The sequence below is a fragment of the Streptococcus oralis genome, assembly GCF_001588645.1.
GTDB classification, from domain to species: Bacteria; Bacillota; Bacilli; order Lactobacillales; family Streptococcaceae; genus Streptococcus; species Streptococcus oralis_AB.
Genome location: NZ_LAYF01000001.1, coordinates 85,264 through 100,640, shown reverse-complemented (window position 1 = coordinate 100,640; position 15,377 = coordinate 85,264). Strand labels below are relative to the sequence as shown.

Genomic DNA, 15,377 nt, shown 5'->3' with positions numbered 1-15,377 from the left:
GTCTTTAGACTCAAGATTAAGTAGTTTCTTGTTAACTACAGTGGTTGATGATAAACTAATATTGAGAGGGGACCGGTTTGGTCCTCTCTTTTTGGTTATATTAAAAAATATCAGTCAATTTAAGAATTGTTTGCCTTTGAAATATGAAATGTAAAATAGGATCAAACTGAATGAGGAGAGGGTAATGAAGTTATTACATACGTCAGATTGGCATGTGGGTCGAACGCTCAATGGTTGGTCTTTGCTAGAAGAGCAGGAGTGGTCTTTTCAACAGATTGTGGATTTAGCTATTTCTGAACAGGTGGATGGAGTTATTATTGCTGGTGACCTCTATGACCGTGCGGTTCCACCTGTGGATGCAATCAAGCTTTTTAATAAGACTTTGGCACGTTTAGTCTTGGAGGAGCAGATTCCTGTCTATGCCATTAGTGGTAATCACGATGGGGCTGAACGTTTGCATTTTGGGCGAGACTTTTTTCAACCTCAGGGTCTTCATTTAAGCACACGTTTGGAGGAGGCTTTTGAGCCTATCGAGTTGGGAGACTGCCAGATTTTCCTCCTACCCTTTATTGATCCTATTGATGCTCGGATTTATTATAAGGACGATGAGGATAAGGAGATTCAGGGGATTGGTGATGCCTTGACCTACATTCTTGAGGATATGGAAAAAGCTTTTGATCCTGACAAGGCTCATATCTTAGTGACGCATTTTGCGGTTTCTAAGAAAGATGACCAAGATGGTCAAAGTCTTCGAGAACTGATGTTGTCTGAAACCAGCAATACGGTGGGTGGTCTTACCAATGTGACCAGTGACCTTTTCAAGGCTTTCGATTATGTGGCCTTGGGGCATATCCATACGCGCTTTGCTAGTCCGACCAAGCGCGTGCAATATTCAGGCAGTCCAGTAGCCTTTAATGTCAAAGAAGCCAAGCGCAAGGAAGAAAAGGGTGTTTATATTGTTGAATTGGATTCGACTGGTAATTTGTCTCAGACCTTCCATTCTATAGAAGTTAGACGGCCGATTTTGACCTTGCAGGCGCCTTTTGAAACCTTGATGTCACCTGAATTTTATAGGGAACAGCCTTGTCAAAAGGCTTGGTTTGCCTTTGATATTCAACTGTCTAGCCGTAAGGAGTTAGAGGGTATCAATGTGCGTGCCCGTCTGGAAGAAATTTATGGGACAGATATTGTAGAAATCACTTTCAGTCGTTTGGGTGATGTCAGGGAAGAAAATTTGACTGTTAATCAGCACTTAAAAGATTTGGAAATGCAGTCGCCACAGGAAATTGTTTCTGATTTCTACCAGACGGTGACTGGGGGCGATGTCTTGTCTGAGATACAAACTGCCCTTGTGGAAAGTATTTTTGAGGAGATTGGGAGGAGCCGACAATGAGACCAGTCCAGTTAGAATTGACTAATTTTGGGCCTTACCGTAAGGAAGTTATCAATTTTACCCAGTTTGATCATGCACCCCTCTTTTTGATTGGTGGAGATACAGGAGCTGGTAAGAGTACTCTTTTTGATGCTATGACAGTAGCCTTGTTTGCAACGACCAGTGGTGATCGCATTGTCGAGGAGATGAGGTCAACTTTTGCCGGTCCAGAGGATGACTTGACTAAGGTGACTTTCTACTTCCAGCAAGGCAATCATCTTTATCGGATTGAACGTGTTCCTAAGCAAAATAGGATTGCAAAGCGAGGTGGTGGTACGACTGAGGAAAAAGGGTCAGCTTCTCTAGTTATTGTGGATAAGATTGGTGGTCAAGAAATCGAAAAGCTCGGGGATAAAATCAAGGAAGTGAGTGATCAGATTGAGCAAATTTTGGGGCTCAATGCCGAGCAGTTCAAACAGATTATCCTTCTTCCGCAAAATGATTTCAGTCGTTTCTTGAAAGAAGATTCCAAGACCAAGACTCAAATTTTGAAAAAAATCTTTGGAACAGGTATTTTTGACCGCTTTCAAAAGAGCTTGGAGGAGCTTCTTCGTCAGAGCAATAAGGATATGGAGAAGCGTCAGGCTCAGCTAGATGGTCATTTTGCCAGTCAGGTTTGGTCTGAGGAGGAATTAGCTGTTCTGTCCCAAACGCCAGCCTATGAAAAACTGGCACGCCTTAAAGAACTTTTGGCACAACGTCAAGAAAATCTTGAAGAGCAAAAAAGCATCCAGAAGGATGCCCATGAGGATTTGGCTAAGCTGCAGAAGAGCTTGCAAACTGCGCAAGATGTGGCAAAGATTTTCCAAGAATTGGAACAAGCCAAGAAGCGTTACCGTCTGAAAATTGAGGTAAATGCTCAGGAAATGGCAAAGGCTAAAGCGCATCTGGAGGAATTGCAGTTTGCTCAAGGCTTACAAGAAATCTTTAGTAGCTCTGAGCAGTATAAAAAGCAGTTGTTGCAATTAGAACAAGACCTTGAAATCGCTCAAGAAGTACTAAGTGCTAAGCAGCAGGATTTTGAGGAAGTTAAGGTTCAAAAAGAGGCACTGGAAGCTCAGACTGAGGATTTTCATCAAAAAGAAGAGAAACTGAAAGCGTTAGAAGGGGCTATTAGCCATGCCCAGGATCTTGCCAAAGAGCAAGACAAATTCAAATGTTCACGTGCTAACTACAAGCAGTGGGAAAAAACCTATCAGCAGGCTTCGGAAAAGATTGAGCTCCTTAAACAGTCCTTGTTAGATTTGGAGACTAATCGTCTTAGTTCGGATAGTGTACATGAGGTCGAAAAACTCCTCCAGTCTGTGGAATACAGTGTGGATAAGCAACTGGCTCAGAACCTAAAAGATATAGTGGAATTGGATCAGGAGTTGGTAGATAACAAAAAACGATATCAAAGGTACTCTTTGGAGTTTGACCAAGCTCAAGAAAGCCTCAAAGAATTGGAAGAGAAGTTAAGAACGACTTTAGCTTCACGTCGTCAACTCATGATTGCCCAGTTGCAGGCAGAATTAGAGGATGGACAGCCATGTATGGTCTGTGGTTCCTTGGATCATCCTAAGGTTGATGGGACACAGGCTGATGAAATGACCTTGAAGGGTATCATGGATTCGGTTGAGGCACTTCAAGATCAAAAAGAAGATCAAGTTGCTACCTTGTCAAAGCTTCAGGCTACATTGAGAGAAGTTGAATCTAATCGTAAAAAATCGCTTAACAGGTTGGCTGAATTAAAGTCAACTCTTCAAAAAAACTATCAAGAACTCGAAGACCAAGTTAAGGGACAATTTGATTTTGATTTTTCAGAGGACTATGAAGCATACCGTGGACAAGTCCTACTTCTGAAGGTTAAAAAGTATTATCAAGAGTTACAAAAACGTTATGATAAAGAAGAGACAGATTATGTACGATATAAAGCTAAGTTAGCCAAAGCTCAGGAAGAAGAGGTAGATTTTTCTAAAAACTATCAAGAGGCCAAGGCTGCATTTAACCAAAATAAGGAGCGCCTAAAAGACTTGCAGGAAGCTCATCCAGAGCTTGAATCTGTTGAGGTTTATCAAGAACGTATTTCCCTAGCTAAGCAAGAGTTGGACTTCTACAATAAGAAAGTCAAGGAAAATGGTGAGGCCTACAACCAACTTTATGCCGAAATTCAAGGAGTCAAGGGGCAACTTAAGAGCTTGAACAAGTCTAAAGAAAAGACCAGCCAAGAAATGAAGCGTTTATCGGCTGAATTAGACCAAAGTCTTAAGGCTGAAGGGGCCCTCACCAATGACCAAAATCAAATCCAGAGTTGGTTGCATGAGGTGAACAATCAAGCTATTCTTGAGCTCCAGGCTCAATTGACAAGCTACCAAACTCTTAAACAAGAGTTGCAGATCCAGATTAGCAATAGCCAAGAGCTTCTCCAAAATCAAGAACAACCAGATCTCGATAGTCTAGCGCAAGCAGTAGAGGCTTGTCAGGAAAGTTATAATCAGCAGCATGCTCAGGTTTCTGTATTAGAGAAGGGGTTTGAGGATGCGACGGCTACCTACCAGGCGGCTAAGACCCTTCAAGACAGCAACCAGGAGGCCTTTAAGGCTCATCAAGAGCTCAGTGATTTGGTCAAGGTGGTTAAGGGAGAAAATACAGCTCTAACTGGGCGACTCAATCTTGAAGTTTATGTTATCCGTCAGTATTTCCAACAAATCTTGGATTATGCCAATGCCAACTACATCGGTCTCTTAACGGATAATCGCTATTCCTTTGTCCTGAGTGAAGAAGGACGTAGGGCGCGTGATCACTTTGGTTTGGACATCAACGTCTATGACCAGTTGACAGGTAGCGAGCGTTCCGTCAAATCCTTGTCTGGAGGAGAAACCTTTATCGCCGCACTGGCTATTGCCCTATCCCTCTCAGAGGTGGTGCAAAATACCAGCAAGGGTGCTGTTGTTGAAGCCCTCTTCATTGACGAAGGTTTCGGATCATTGGATAAGGAAGCCCTCACCAAGGCTATCACGGTCCTAGAACAAATTGGTGAAAATCGCATGGTCGGTGTCATCAGTCATGTGGATGACATGAAGGAAGGGATCGCTCAACAATTAGTTATCATCAAGTCACACGATGGTAGTAGCTATATTAAGGTTATGCAGAAAGATTAGAATAAGTTAAATTTAGAAATTAAAGACAGTCTAACTATGTATTGATATGTTCTAAGAATACTGACTAATTCTATTAGTTAACTATGCTAGAAGACTAATTAATTATTCTTCACACTATATTGGACTTAGGGGTAAATGTTACTGCAATAAAAAGTTGACTTTGGTCAGCTTTTTTGTTTTTGCTTCTAGTTTCCAACTAGTTGAAAAAGCGTTATAATGATAGTAAAGAGTGACCTGATTGTAAGAAAGGTAGATATGCTCGAAGTCCTGAAATCAGTAGAGTAATTCAAGGGTTTAAACAGTAAATCAGTTGACAAAGTCCCTGCTTCTTGGTAGAATAAGAACTGTCGTAAAGACAAATAACTTCTTCTTGGTTACAGGCATGCCAACCTGTCACTCGGATGAAGCCAAATAAAAAGGAGAAACATCATGGCAATCTCAAAAGAGAAAAAAAATGAAATCATCGCACAATATGCACGTCACGAAGGTGATACAGGTTCAGTAGAGGTTCAAGTTGCTGTCCTTACTTGGGAAATCAACCACCTTAACGAACACATCAAGCAACACAAAAAAGACCATGCTACTTACCGTGGATTGATGAAGAAAATCGGTCGCCGTCGTAACTTGCTTGCATACTTGCGTAAAAACGACGTTAACCGTTACCGTGAGTTGATCAACTCTCTAGGACTTCGTCGTTAATCTTGCGTCTAAAACGTTTCTATACTTCGTTGCCTTCGCCTCGATGTACCATCAGTACAATCTTCGGCTTGTCGCCTAGTCTATAAACGTTTTATCCAGCAAGAATAAAGCTCTCTGATTTCAGAGAGCTTTTTGTTTTTATCCGCTTGCTTAGGCCGTGTCCAATTGAGCATGTCTTGATAATGAAGCTACTCTATATTGGGTAGCTTTTTTACTTTTGTCACCTTACCTCGATATACTCAAGTATTATCATTGGTTACGGTTCCTAGCACTGTAAGGTAAAATAAACCAGATCATCTCCCTTCGGGGAGATTTTTTGTTTCACTATCATTTTCGTACAATCTTGGGCTTGTCGCCTAGTTTATAAACGTTTTATCCAGCAAGAATTATGATGCTAAGGGCGCCAAAAATCCGTATGAAAATAGGGAAACGACACAGTCTTCGATGAGCACAAGGAGTTTCATCTTTGTCGCTAGGATTTTAGCCCGAGCTCAAATCAGCTCTCTGACTTCAGAGGGCTTTTTCTATATATATTTACATCCTTGTTCATCTAATAGAAATATGGTATACTTTTTTATGAGAATTTTCTAAATTTTTAATTTTGTCTAAGGAGGTTTTCATGCTTTCCAAACTTTCTGGAAGCCGACAAGATTTGCAATTTGTGTTGTTTTTAGGTATTTTGCTAAGTGTTTTAGGAATTTCGCTCTTTCTGGCAGTTTCTATGGGATCAGTTGCGATTGATCTAGGCGATACCTATCGGATTATTTTGAGCAGATTGGGATTTCCTCTTGAGATAGGAGAGGTTTCCAAGTCTACTCTTGCCATTGTATGGAACATGAGGTTCCCCCGAGTATTGTTAGGCTTGATAGTAGGGGGTGGTCTTTCCATGTGTGGTAGCGTGATGCAGTCTACAGTGAACAATCCCATTGCTGAGCCCTATGTCTTAGGCATCTCTGCGGGTGCAACTCTAGGAGCAACCCTAAGCATCATTCTTGGTTTAAAAGTGATGATTAGCCTTGGAGCTTTTTTAGGAGCTATTTTGGCAACCATTGCTGTCCTCATCATTGCCTCTATGCAGGGAAGGATGACGACTTCTAGTCTGATTTTATCAGGAACGGTGGTCAATGCTCTCTTTCTGGCATTTTCCAACTTTATTATCTCAGTTGGTGCTAATACGGACAGTGTGATGACCATTAAGTTTTGGACCATGGGTTCGCTTGCTGGGACTACCTGGTCTGACTTAGTCCTGCCAACTATAGTAGTAGGATTGGCATTTCTATTTTTCGCTACTCAGTATCGTGTTTTTAATGCGATGATGATGGGAGATGAGGCTGCTTTAACTTTGGGGATTCCCTTACGCTTTTATTGGTATCTTTATGTGACCATGGTGGCTGTGCTGACAGCAGTCTTAGTGGCAACTTGTGGGATTATTGGATTTGTTGGTCTGATTACTCCTCACTTAGCTCGAGGGTTAGTAGGAACGAATTACAGAAGACTTTTTCCCGTTGCGACCTTACTGGGTGCCCTCTTTGTCGTCTGGGCAGATGTACTCTCTCGTGTCATCATTCCAAATGCCGAGTTGCCGATTGGTATTTTCACAGCCTTAGTAGGTGCTCCCTTCTTCATCTACATTGTAGGAGGTAGGCGAAGGGAGGTGAGGGTCTGATATGGATTTGATGTGTCAGGATGTCCACTTTGGACTAGGAGAGAAAAAAATCCTCAAAGGAGTTTCTCTTAAGGTTGAGGGGCATCAATTTCACACGATACTAGGACCAAATGGAAGTGGAAAAACCAGCCTGCTTAAACTCCTCTATCGCCAGGAAAAGGCGGACAAAGGCTTGATAAGCCTAGATGGAAAGCCGCTGGAGCATTGGTCACTCAAAGAAACAGCCAAGCAAATGGCAGTTGTCACCCAGTTTAATCAATTGCAGTTTGATTGTACAGTTGAGGAAATTGTCTTGCTGGGAAGGACTCCCCACCTCTCTTTTTTACAGAAGGAAAAGGAAAGGGATTATGCCATCGTTCAAGATGCTCTCGTCAAGGTGGATATGCTTGAGAAGAAAACCCGTCTCTATTCATCTCTGTCAGGTGGAGAAAAGCAACGAGTCTTATTAGCACGCGCCTTGGCGCAAGAACCGACTCTCTTGCTGCTGGACGAACCAACCAATCACCTGGATATCAAGTATCAGCTAGACTTGTTAGCCATTGTAAAAAATCTCAAGGTCAATGTTCTAGCTGTCCTACATGATATTCAACTTGCTTGTCGCTATTCGGATTATCTCTATCTGATGAAAGAGGGAGAAATCCTTTACCAAGGGACTCCAAAGGAGACCATCACCCCTGAGTCATTGCAAACTGTATATGGAGTTCAAAGTCAGGTGACTTGGACCGAGGATCAGCAAGCCATGATTCACTATTTATAAAAATGAAAAGGAAAACAAAATGAAAAAAACACTCAGTATTTTACTCGTAACAGTAGCTACCCTAACCATGGCAGCTTGTGGTAACACTACTACAGAAAAAGCTACCACACAGTCTAGCACAGAAACAAGTCAAAAGGCCAGCACAGAGACGACCTATCCGTTAACGGTTAAAACCTATGATGTTAAGGGAAATGAAGTCGAACAAGTCTTTGACAAGGCGCCTGAAAAAGTTATCACCAACAATCTTTCAACCACTGAAATTTTGTTGGAGTTAGGCTTGAAGGATAAAATTGCTGGCATGCTCAACCCTGACAATGCTGTAACAGACAAATACAAGGACGCGATCGCGACCATTCCTCAAATTGGGGATAAAAAAACAGTCTCACAAGAAACAGTCCTTTCTTATGAACCAGATGCGGTGATGGGTCGAAACATGATGTTTTCTGAAAAATCCTTGGGGACAGTTAGCGCTTGGAATGAAAACAAAATCCCAGTCTATACGCAAAAAGCTTCTCTCTCAACGATTCAGCAAGATTTGGGAAATATCGTAGAAGATGTCAAAAATCTTGGAATGATTTTCAATGTTCAGGACAAGGCCAATGAATACGCAGCCCAATTACAAGCTAAAATTGACGCTGTTAAGAAAGCAAACCCAGCAAGCCAAGGTGAAAAGAAAAAGGCTTTGATTATGGTTGCTTATAATGATGAAACCTTTGGTGCCTACAAGTCTGCTTTGCAAGAAAGCTTGTTGAATCAACTTGGTTATACAAACGTTGCAACGGGAACATCAGGCTTAACCTTGGAAAATCTCGTGTCAATGGATCCTGAGTTGATTATCTATGTAACCAGCGACCGCAATAAAAAATTGGATGCCAACGCAGTAGAGTTGATGAAAGCAAATGAAGTTTTGGAAAACGTTCCTGCAATTAAGAATCAAAAAATCATGACCATTTCTTACGATGAGTTGATGGACTATGGTCCAGCAGTGATTGATTCCCTTGAGAAAATCAATGACTTTATCAATAAATAATGAGTTTGATTGGGAAGGGATCCAAGTCAAGGTCAGCCTTCCTTCGACCTATGATCCCAATCAAACCTATCCAGCTATTCTCTTGAATGATGGAAACTTGGATTTCCTATCTTCCCTTTCAGAATCTGTGATTTTAGTGGGCTTGACTTCTAAAAATCGCCTAGATGACTACACTCCATGGAAGGCAGTTGCTCTGAGAGAGGGGGCTCCAGATTTTGGTGGTCAGGCAAATGCCTATCATGGTCATTTATTTGGAGATCTTTTAGACAAGCTGAAGTCGCTTTATCATCTGGACGAAGATCGTCTTGCCTATGGAGGGTATTCATTAGGTGGTTTGGCGGCAGTTTACAGTCTTTTCAGCTTTGACAAGATCTCCTGTATCTTCTCTATCTGTGGTTCCTTTTGGTATCCTGATTTTACGACTTATTGCAGGGAAGAAAAGGTGAAAAATTTGGACTGTTTGCTGTATTTACAGAATGGTCAAACAGAAGGAGCCTATCATACCAATCGCTTGGCTCAAGCACCAGTTTATGCTGAGCAGATCCATACCAGTCTTCAGAAACATTATCCGACTGGCCAGTTTGCCTTTGATTCTTATGGACACCATGAGCAAGTAGCTGAACGATTTCTAGCCTTTTCCAACTGGTTGTCCCAAAAATGGAAAATCGAATAAAAGAATTATCCCTTGGCAAAAGCCAAGGGATAATTGTATTTTTTAACCAAGTTTCTCTCTCTTCTTATCTGGATTCCAGATAAAGCTTGCGAAGAAGGTAAAGATAATCGTCAGGACACCAACAACCACAGCAAGGATGAGGGCTGGGATTCGAACAAACCACCAGAGTGGGTTTGGTTTTTTATCATTGTGCCATCGCTTGGTTTCTTCGTCCAAACGTTGGAATTCTGCTTGGATACGGTTTGCAACCATTTCAATCCCTTCATCATTCATTTTCTTGATGTCTGAGATATCGATAGGATTTCCAAAGTTCATATCCACACGTTCACGGCTGACTAAGCCTTTCAAGGTCATGGGACCGGTATAGGTAACAGGCATGATGCGAACCTTAGCCATTTTGGCAATCAAGGCAACTCCACCCTTGACATCATTTGAGTGACGGCTCCCACTTGGAAACATGATGAGAGAGCGGTCGCTTTTTTTGAGGACGTTGATAGGGTACTTGATAGCAGAGGCATTAGGTTTTTCTCGGTCGATAGGAAAGGCGCCACACATACGGATCCACCAGCCAAAGATACGGTTGTTAAACAGCTCTTTTTTGGCCATAAAGATGAACTGTTTTGGCTTGGTCGCAAAGGCCATGTAAACAGGATCCCACCAGGTACGGTGAGGTGCGACGAGGATATAGTTTTCGTCTCGGCTAGGGATTTTATCAGTATTGTGATAGTGGGCATTGCCATTGATGGACCACAAGATCAGCATGACTAGTCCACGCAAATAAGTATAAAACATGAGATCTCCTTCGATTGTATTGCTTTTATTATTATACCTTATCAAAAGACTACTGGCAAACTTTTTCAGTTATCAGCCAACAGTTTTAGATGGGATTAGAATTCTTTTAAAAAAAATGATATGATAGAATTTATGGATAAAAATAAGATTATGGGATTAACCCAAAGAGAAGTCAAGGAAAGACAGGCTCAAGGTTTGGTCAATGACTTTACCGCTTCGGCGAGTACCAGTACTTGGCAAATCATCAAACGAAATGTTTTTACACTTTTTAACGCATTAAACTTTGTTATTGCCCTAGCGCTTGCCTTTGTACAGGCTTGGAGCAATCTGGTTTTCTTTGCCGTTATCTGCTTTAACGCTTTTTCTGGGATTGTGACCGAGCTGCGGGCTAAACACATGGTGGACAAGCTCAATCTCATGACTAAGGAAAAGGTCAAAACCATCCGTGATGGTCAAGAAGTTGCTCTCGATCCAGAAGAGTTGGTTCTAGGAGATGTCATTCGTCTGTCTGCTGGAGAGCAAATCCCTAGTGATGCTCTGGTTCTGGAAGGATTTGCGGAAGTCAATGAAGCTATGTTGACGGGTGAGAGTGATTTGGTGCAAAAAGAAGTGGATGCTCTGCTTTTATCAGGAAGTTTCCTAGCCAGTGGCGCAGTTTTGGCTCAAGTTCATCATGTCGGGGCAGACAACTATGCTGCCAAACTCATGCTGGAAGCTAAGACAGTGAAACCAATCAACTCCCGTATCATGAAATCGCTGGACAAGCTAGCTGGTTTTACTGGGAAGATTATCATTCCCTTTGGTCTAGCTCTCCTGCTAGAAGCCTTGATGTTAAAAGGCTTGCCCCTCAAGTCATCCGTTGTAAATTCGTCAACAGCCCTTTTGGGTATGTTGCCCAAGGGAATCGCCCTTTTGACCATTACTTCGCTCTTGACTGCGGTGATCAAGCTGGGCTTGAAAAAGGTCTTGGTGCAGGAGATGTACTCTGTCGAGACCTTGGCGCGCGTGGATATGCTCTGTCTGGACAAGACGGGCACCATCACCCAAGGAAAGATGCAGGTGGAGGCTATTCTTCCTCTGACGGAAACTTATGGTGACGAGGCTATTACTAACATTCTGACTAGTTACATAGCTCATAGTGAGGATAAAAATCCAACAGCCCAAGCCATTCGCCAGCGTTTCCAAGGTCAGGTTTCCTATCCTATGCTTTCGAATCTTCCTTTCTCTAGCGACCGCAAGTGGGGAGCTATGGAGTTAGAAGGGCTAGGAACGGTTTTCTTAGGTGCGCCTGAGATGTTGTTGGACTCTGAAGTCCCAGAAGCTAGAGAGGCCCTAGAGAGAGGCTCGCGTGTCTTGGTCTTGGCCCTCAGTCAGGAAAAACTAGATCATCACAAACCACAGAAACCGTCTGACATTCAAGCCCTGGCCCTGCTGGAGATCTTGGACCCCATTCGAGAAGGAGCAGCTGAGACGCTAGACTATCTCCGTTCCCAGGAAGTGGATCTCAAGATTATCTCTGGCGACAATCCCGTTACAGTATCCAGCATTGCCCAGAAGGCTGGCTTTGTAGACTATCACAGCTATGTAGATTGCTCAAAAATCACAGATGAGGAATTGGTTGCCATGGCTGAAGAGACAGCTATTTTCGGACGTGTTTCCCCTCATCAAAAGAAACTCATCATCCAAACGCTGAAAAAAGCAGGTCATACAACGGCTATGACAGGAGACGGAGTCAATGATATCCTGGCCCTTCGTGAGGCAGATTGTTCGATCGTGATGGCGGAGGGAGATCCGGCGACTCGCCAGATTGCCAATCTAGTTCTCTTGAACTCAGACTTTAATGATGTTCCTGAGATTCTCTTTGAAGGTCGTCGCGTGGTTAATAACATCGCCCATATCGCACCGATTTTCTTGATTAAAACTATCTATTCTTTCCTGTTAGCAGTTATCTGTATAGCCAGTGTTCTTCTGGGACGGTCTGAGTGGATTTTGATTTTCCCCTTCATTCCGATTCAAATTACCATGATCGACCAATTCGTGGAAGGTTTCCCGCCATTCGTTCTGACTTTTGAGCGAAATATCAAACCTGTTGAACCAAACTTCCTCAGAAGATCCATGCTTCGTGCCCTACCAAGTGCCCTTATGGTCGTGTTCAGCGTTCTGTTTGTCAAAATCTTTGGGGCTAGCCAAGGTTGGTCAGAGTTAGAAATCTCAACCCTACTTTATTATCTCCTTGGGTCTATCGGTTTCTTATCCGTATTTAGAGCCTGCATGCCATTTACCCTCTGGCGTGTCCTCTTGATTGTTTGGTCAGTAGGAGGCTTCCTAGCCACAGCTCTCTTCCCAAGAATCCAGAAACTGCTTGAAATTTCGACACTTACAGGACAAACATTACCTGTCTATGGGGTTATGATGTTGGTATTTACGGTGATTTTCATTCTAACTAGTCGTTACCAAGCTACAAAATAAAGAAAGACTGCAATCTGTGGATTGCGGTCTTTTTAGGTGCAAGATTGCTAGCTGAAGTATGGTATAATAAAAGGTAATAGAGTTTTGGAAAGTGAGAGAAGATGATTTCAAAGAGATTAGAATTGGTGTCGTCCTTTGTACCGCAAGGTGCCATTTTACTAGATGTGGGGAGTGACCATGCTTATCTGCCTATTGAGTTAGTCGAGAGAGGCCAAATCAAAAGCGCCATTGCAGGTGAGGTGGTGGAAGGCCCCTACCAGTCAGCGGTGAAAAATGTTGAGACTCACGGCTTAAAGGAGAAAATCCAAGTTCGTTTAGCAAATGGCTTGGCAGCCTTTGAAGAGGCAGACCAAGTCTCCGTTATCACCATTGCTGGTATGGGTGGCCGTTTGATTGCTACGATCTTGGAGGAAGGTTTGGAAAAGCTAGCTAATGTAGAACGTTTGATCCTCCAGCCCAATAATCGTGAAGACGACTTGCGCATTTGGTTGCAAGACCACGGTTTTCTGATCGTAGCAGAAAGCATTCTAGAAGAATCTGGCAAATTCTACGAGATTTTGGTGGTGGAAGCGGGACAAATGAAGCTATCAGCCAGTGATGTTCGCTTTGGCCCCTTCTTGTCCAAAGAAGTCAGCCCAGTCTTCGTTCAAAAGTGGCAAAAAGAAGCAGCTAAGTTAGAGTTTGCTCTTGACCAAATCCCAGAGAAAAATCGAGAAGAACGTCAAGTTCTAGCTCATAAGATTCAAGCCATCAAGGAGGTGCTCCATGTTAGCAAGTGAAGTGATTAAACGTTATGAAGACTTTTGTCCTCAGGAATTTTCCATGGAGGGAGACAGTCGTGGCCTGCAAATTGGAACTCTAGACAAGGATATTCAAAGGGTCATGGTTGCTCTGGATATTCGTGAAGAGACGGTTGCTGAAGCCATTGAAAAGGGTGTGGACTTGATTATCGTTAAGCACGCGCCGATTTTCCGTCCTATCAAGGATTTGGTCGCTAGCCATCCGCAAAATAAGATTTACATCGACCTGATTAAGCATGACATCGCAGTTTATGTCAGTCACACCAATATTGACATCGTTGAGAATGGTCTCAATGACTGGTTCTGCCAGATGCTAGGCATTGAGGAGACGACTTATCTCCAGGAAACAGGCCAAGAACGTGGGATTGGTCGTATTGGAAATATTCAGCCTCAGACCTTTGGGGAATTGGCCCAGCATGTCAAGCAAGTCTTTGGCCTAGACGGCCTGCGATTGGTGCATTATCAAGAGAATGACTTGCAGAAGTCTATTTCAAGAGTGGCCATCTGTGGTGGCAGCGGGCAATCTTTTTATAAGGATGCTTTAGCTAAGGGAGCAGATGTTTATATCACTGGTGACATTTACTACCATACTGCTCAGGATATGCTGTCTGATGGTTTGCTAGCATTGGACCCAGGTCACTATATCGAAGTGCTTTTTGTGGAAAAAATTGCTGCACTCCTTACTCAATGGAAGGCAGATAAGGGCTGGGGCATTGATATTTTACCTAGTCAAGCATCAACCAATCCTTTCCACCATATTTAGTTAGAAGGTGAAGATAATGAAAAAAGTTGCCATTATTGGAGCAGGGATTGTGGGGGCGACAGCTGCCTACTACCTCTCTAAAGAAGCTGACCTAGAGATAACAGTTTTTGACCATGGTCAGGGTCAGGCTACCAAGGCAGCAGCGGGAATTATCAGTCCTTGGTTTTCCAAACGCCGTAATAAAGCTTGGTATAAGATGGCACGCTTGGGGGCTGACTTTTATGTGGATTTGTTGGCTGATTTAGAAAAGTCAGGACAGGAAATCGACTTTTACCAGCGTTCGGGAGTTTTTCTCTTGAAAAAGGATGAATCCAAGTTAGAAGAACTCTATGAACTAGCACTCCAGCGTAGGGAAGAATCTCCCTTGATAGGTCAATTAGCCATTCTAGACCAAGCGTCTGCAAATGAATTATTTCCTAGCTTGCAGGGATTTGACCGCCTGCTCTATGCTTCTGGTGGAGCGAGAGTAGATGGCCAACTCTTAGTGACTCGTTTGCTAAAAGCTAGTCAAGTCAAGCTGGTCAAAGAAAAAGTGAGTCTGACACCTTTAACATTCGGCTATCAGATTGGCGAAGAGGTGTTTGATCAGGTTATTCTAGCAACGGGAGCTTGGTTGAGGGACATTTTGGAGCCTTTAGGATATGAGGTAGATGTTCGTCCCCAAAAAGGACAACTCCGAGATTATCAGATTTCCAAAGATATGGAAACTTACCCTGTTGTCATGCCAGAGGGGGAATGGGATTTGATCCCTTTTTCAGGTGGGAAATTGTCCTTGGGCTCTACTCATGAAAATGATATGGGATTTGATTTGACGGTAGATGAAACCTTGCTCCATCAAATGGAGGAGGCAGCCTTGCCTCACTACCCAGCCTTGGCAGAAGCGAAATCATCTGGTGAGCGTGTGGGAATCCGTGCCTACACCAGTGATTTCTCCCCATTTTTTGGACAAGTGCCAGGATTGGCAGGTGTCTATGCGGCTAGTGGTCTAGGTTCATCAGGTCTCACAACGGGGCCGATCATCGGTTACCATCTAGCCCAGCTGGTCCAAGACAAGGAGTTGACCTTGGACCCTGAAAATTATCCCATTGCAAACTATGTCAAACGAGTAAAAAGAGAATAAAATTTTACTGAAATTTTAGCAGGTAGTTTAGGATGT

12 protein-coding genes are annotated in these 15,377 nt (G+C 43.0%); 11 read left to right on the top strand and 1 reads right to left on the bottom strand.

Translation table 11 applies throughout. From position 1 onward, the window contains the following. Positions 1-184 precede the first annotated feature (184 nt). The 7 genes from A0739_RS00465 (at position 185) to A0739_RS00435 (ending at position 9,397) form a co-directional block, all read left to right on the top strand. Positions 185-1,393, top strand: a complete 1,209-nt coding sequence (locus A0739_RS00465) for an exonuclease SbcCD subunit D (RefSeq protein WP_061586697.1) — start codon at positions 185-187, stop codon at positions 1,391-1,393. Next, positions 1,390-4,572, top strand: a complete 3,183-nt coding sequence (locus A0739_RS00460; RefSeq protein WP_061586696.1) for an AAA family ATPase — start codon at positions 1,390-1,392, stop codon at positions 4,570-4,572. The genes A0739_RS00465 and A0739_RS00460 overlap by 4 nt, the downstream gene beginning before the upstream one ends. A gap of 429 nt (positions 4,573-5,001) precedes the next feature. Next, positions 5,002-5,271, top strand: coding sequence for a 30S ribosomal protein S15 (gene rpsO / locus A0739_RS00455; RefSeq protein ID WP_001018251.1), 270 nt, complete (start codon positions 5,002-5,004; stop codon positions 5,269-5,271). A 619-nt stretch (positions 5,272-5,890) separates the two neighbouring features. Continuing rightward, positions 5,891-6,937, top strand: coding sequence for a FecCD family ABC transporter permease (locus A0739_RS00450; protein WP_061586695.1), 1,047 nt, complete (start codon positions 5,891-5,893; stop codon positions 6,935-6,937). A 1-nt stretch (position 6,938) separates the two neighbouring features. Then, positions 6,939-7,694, top strand: a complete 756-nt coding sequence (locus tag A0739_RS00445; RefSeq protein WP_049499986.1) for an ABC transporter ATP-binding protein — start codon at positions 6,939-6,941, stop codon at positions 7,692-7,694. Between the two features lie 19 nt (positions 7,695-7,713). After that, positions 7,714-8,724: an ABC transporter substrate-binding protein gene (locus A0739_RS00440; RefSeq protein WP_061586694.1), complete on the top strand. Its 1,011-nt coding sequence runs from the start codon at positions 7,714-7,716 to the stop codon at positions 8,722-8,724. Continuing rightward, on the top strand, positions 8,705-9,397 hold the full coding sequence (locus A0739_RS00435) for an alpha/beta hydrolase-fold protein (RefSeq protein WP_061586693.1): 693 nt from the start codon (positions 8,705-8,707) through the stop codon (positions 9,395-9,397). The genes A0739_RS00440 and A0739_RS00435 overlap by 20 nt, the downstream gene beginning before the upstream one ends. 42 nt (positions 9,398-9,439) lie before the next feature. Here A0739_RS00435 and A0739_RS00430 read toward each other — a convergent pair whose 3' ends face one another. Beyond that, positions 9,440-10,189, bottom strand: a complete 750-nt coding sequence (locus A0739_RS00430; protein ID WP_061586692.1) for a lysophospholipid acyltransferase family protein — start codon at positions 10,187-10,189, stop codon at positions 9,440-9,442. 132 nt (positions 10,190-10,321) lie between these two features. Between A0739_RS00430 and A0739_RS00425 the strand changes: the two genes are divergently transcribed. The 4 genes from A0739_RS00425 (at position 10,322) to A0739_RS00410 (ending at position 15,341) form a co-directional block, all read left to right on the top strand. After that, complete coding sequence (locus A0739_RS00425) at positions 10,322-12,658, top strand: cation-translocating P-type ATPase (RefSeq protein ID WP_061586691.1); 2,337 nt, start codon at positions 10,322-10,324, stop codon at positions 12,656-12,658. 101 nt (positions 12,659-12,759) lie between these two features. Next, the gene (locus A0739_RS00420; RefSeq protein ID WP_061586690.1) at positions 12,760-13,437 is read left to right on the top strand and encodes a tRNA (adenine(22)-N(1))-methyltransferase; all 678 of its coding nucleotides are present in this window, start codon (positions 12,760-12,762) and stop codon (positions 13,435-13,437) included. Next, on the top strand, positions 13,424-14,221 hold the full coding sequence (locus A0739_RS00415) for a Nif3-like dinuclear metal center hexameric protein (protein WP_061586689.1): 798 nt from the start codon (positions 13,424-13,426) through the stop codon (positions 14,219-14,221). Before A0739_RS00420 ends, A0739_RS00415 begins: the two co-directional genes overlap by 14 nt. A gap of 16 nt (positions 14,222-14,237) precedes the next feature. After that, positions 14,238-15,341, top strand: a complete 1,104-nt coding sequence (locus A0739_RS00410) for an NAD(P)/FAD-dependent oxidoreductase (RefSeq protein WP_061586688.1) — start codon at positions 14,238-14,240, stop codon at positions 15,339-15,341. Positions 15,342-15,377 lie beyond the last annotated feature (36 nt).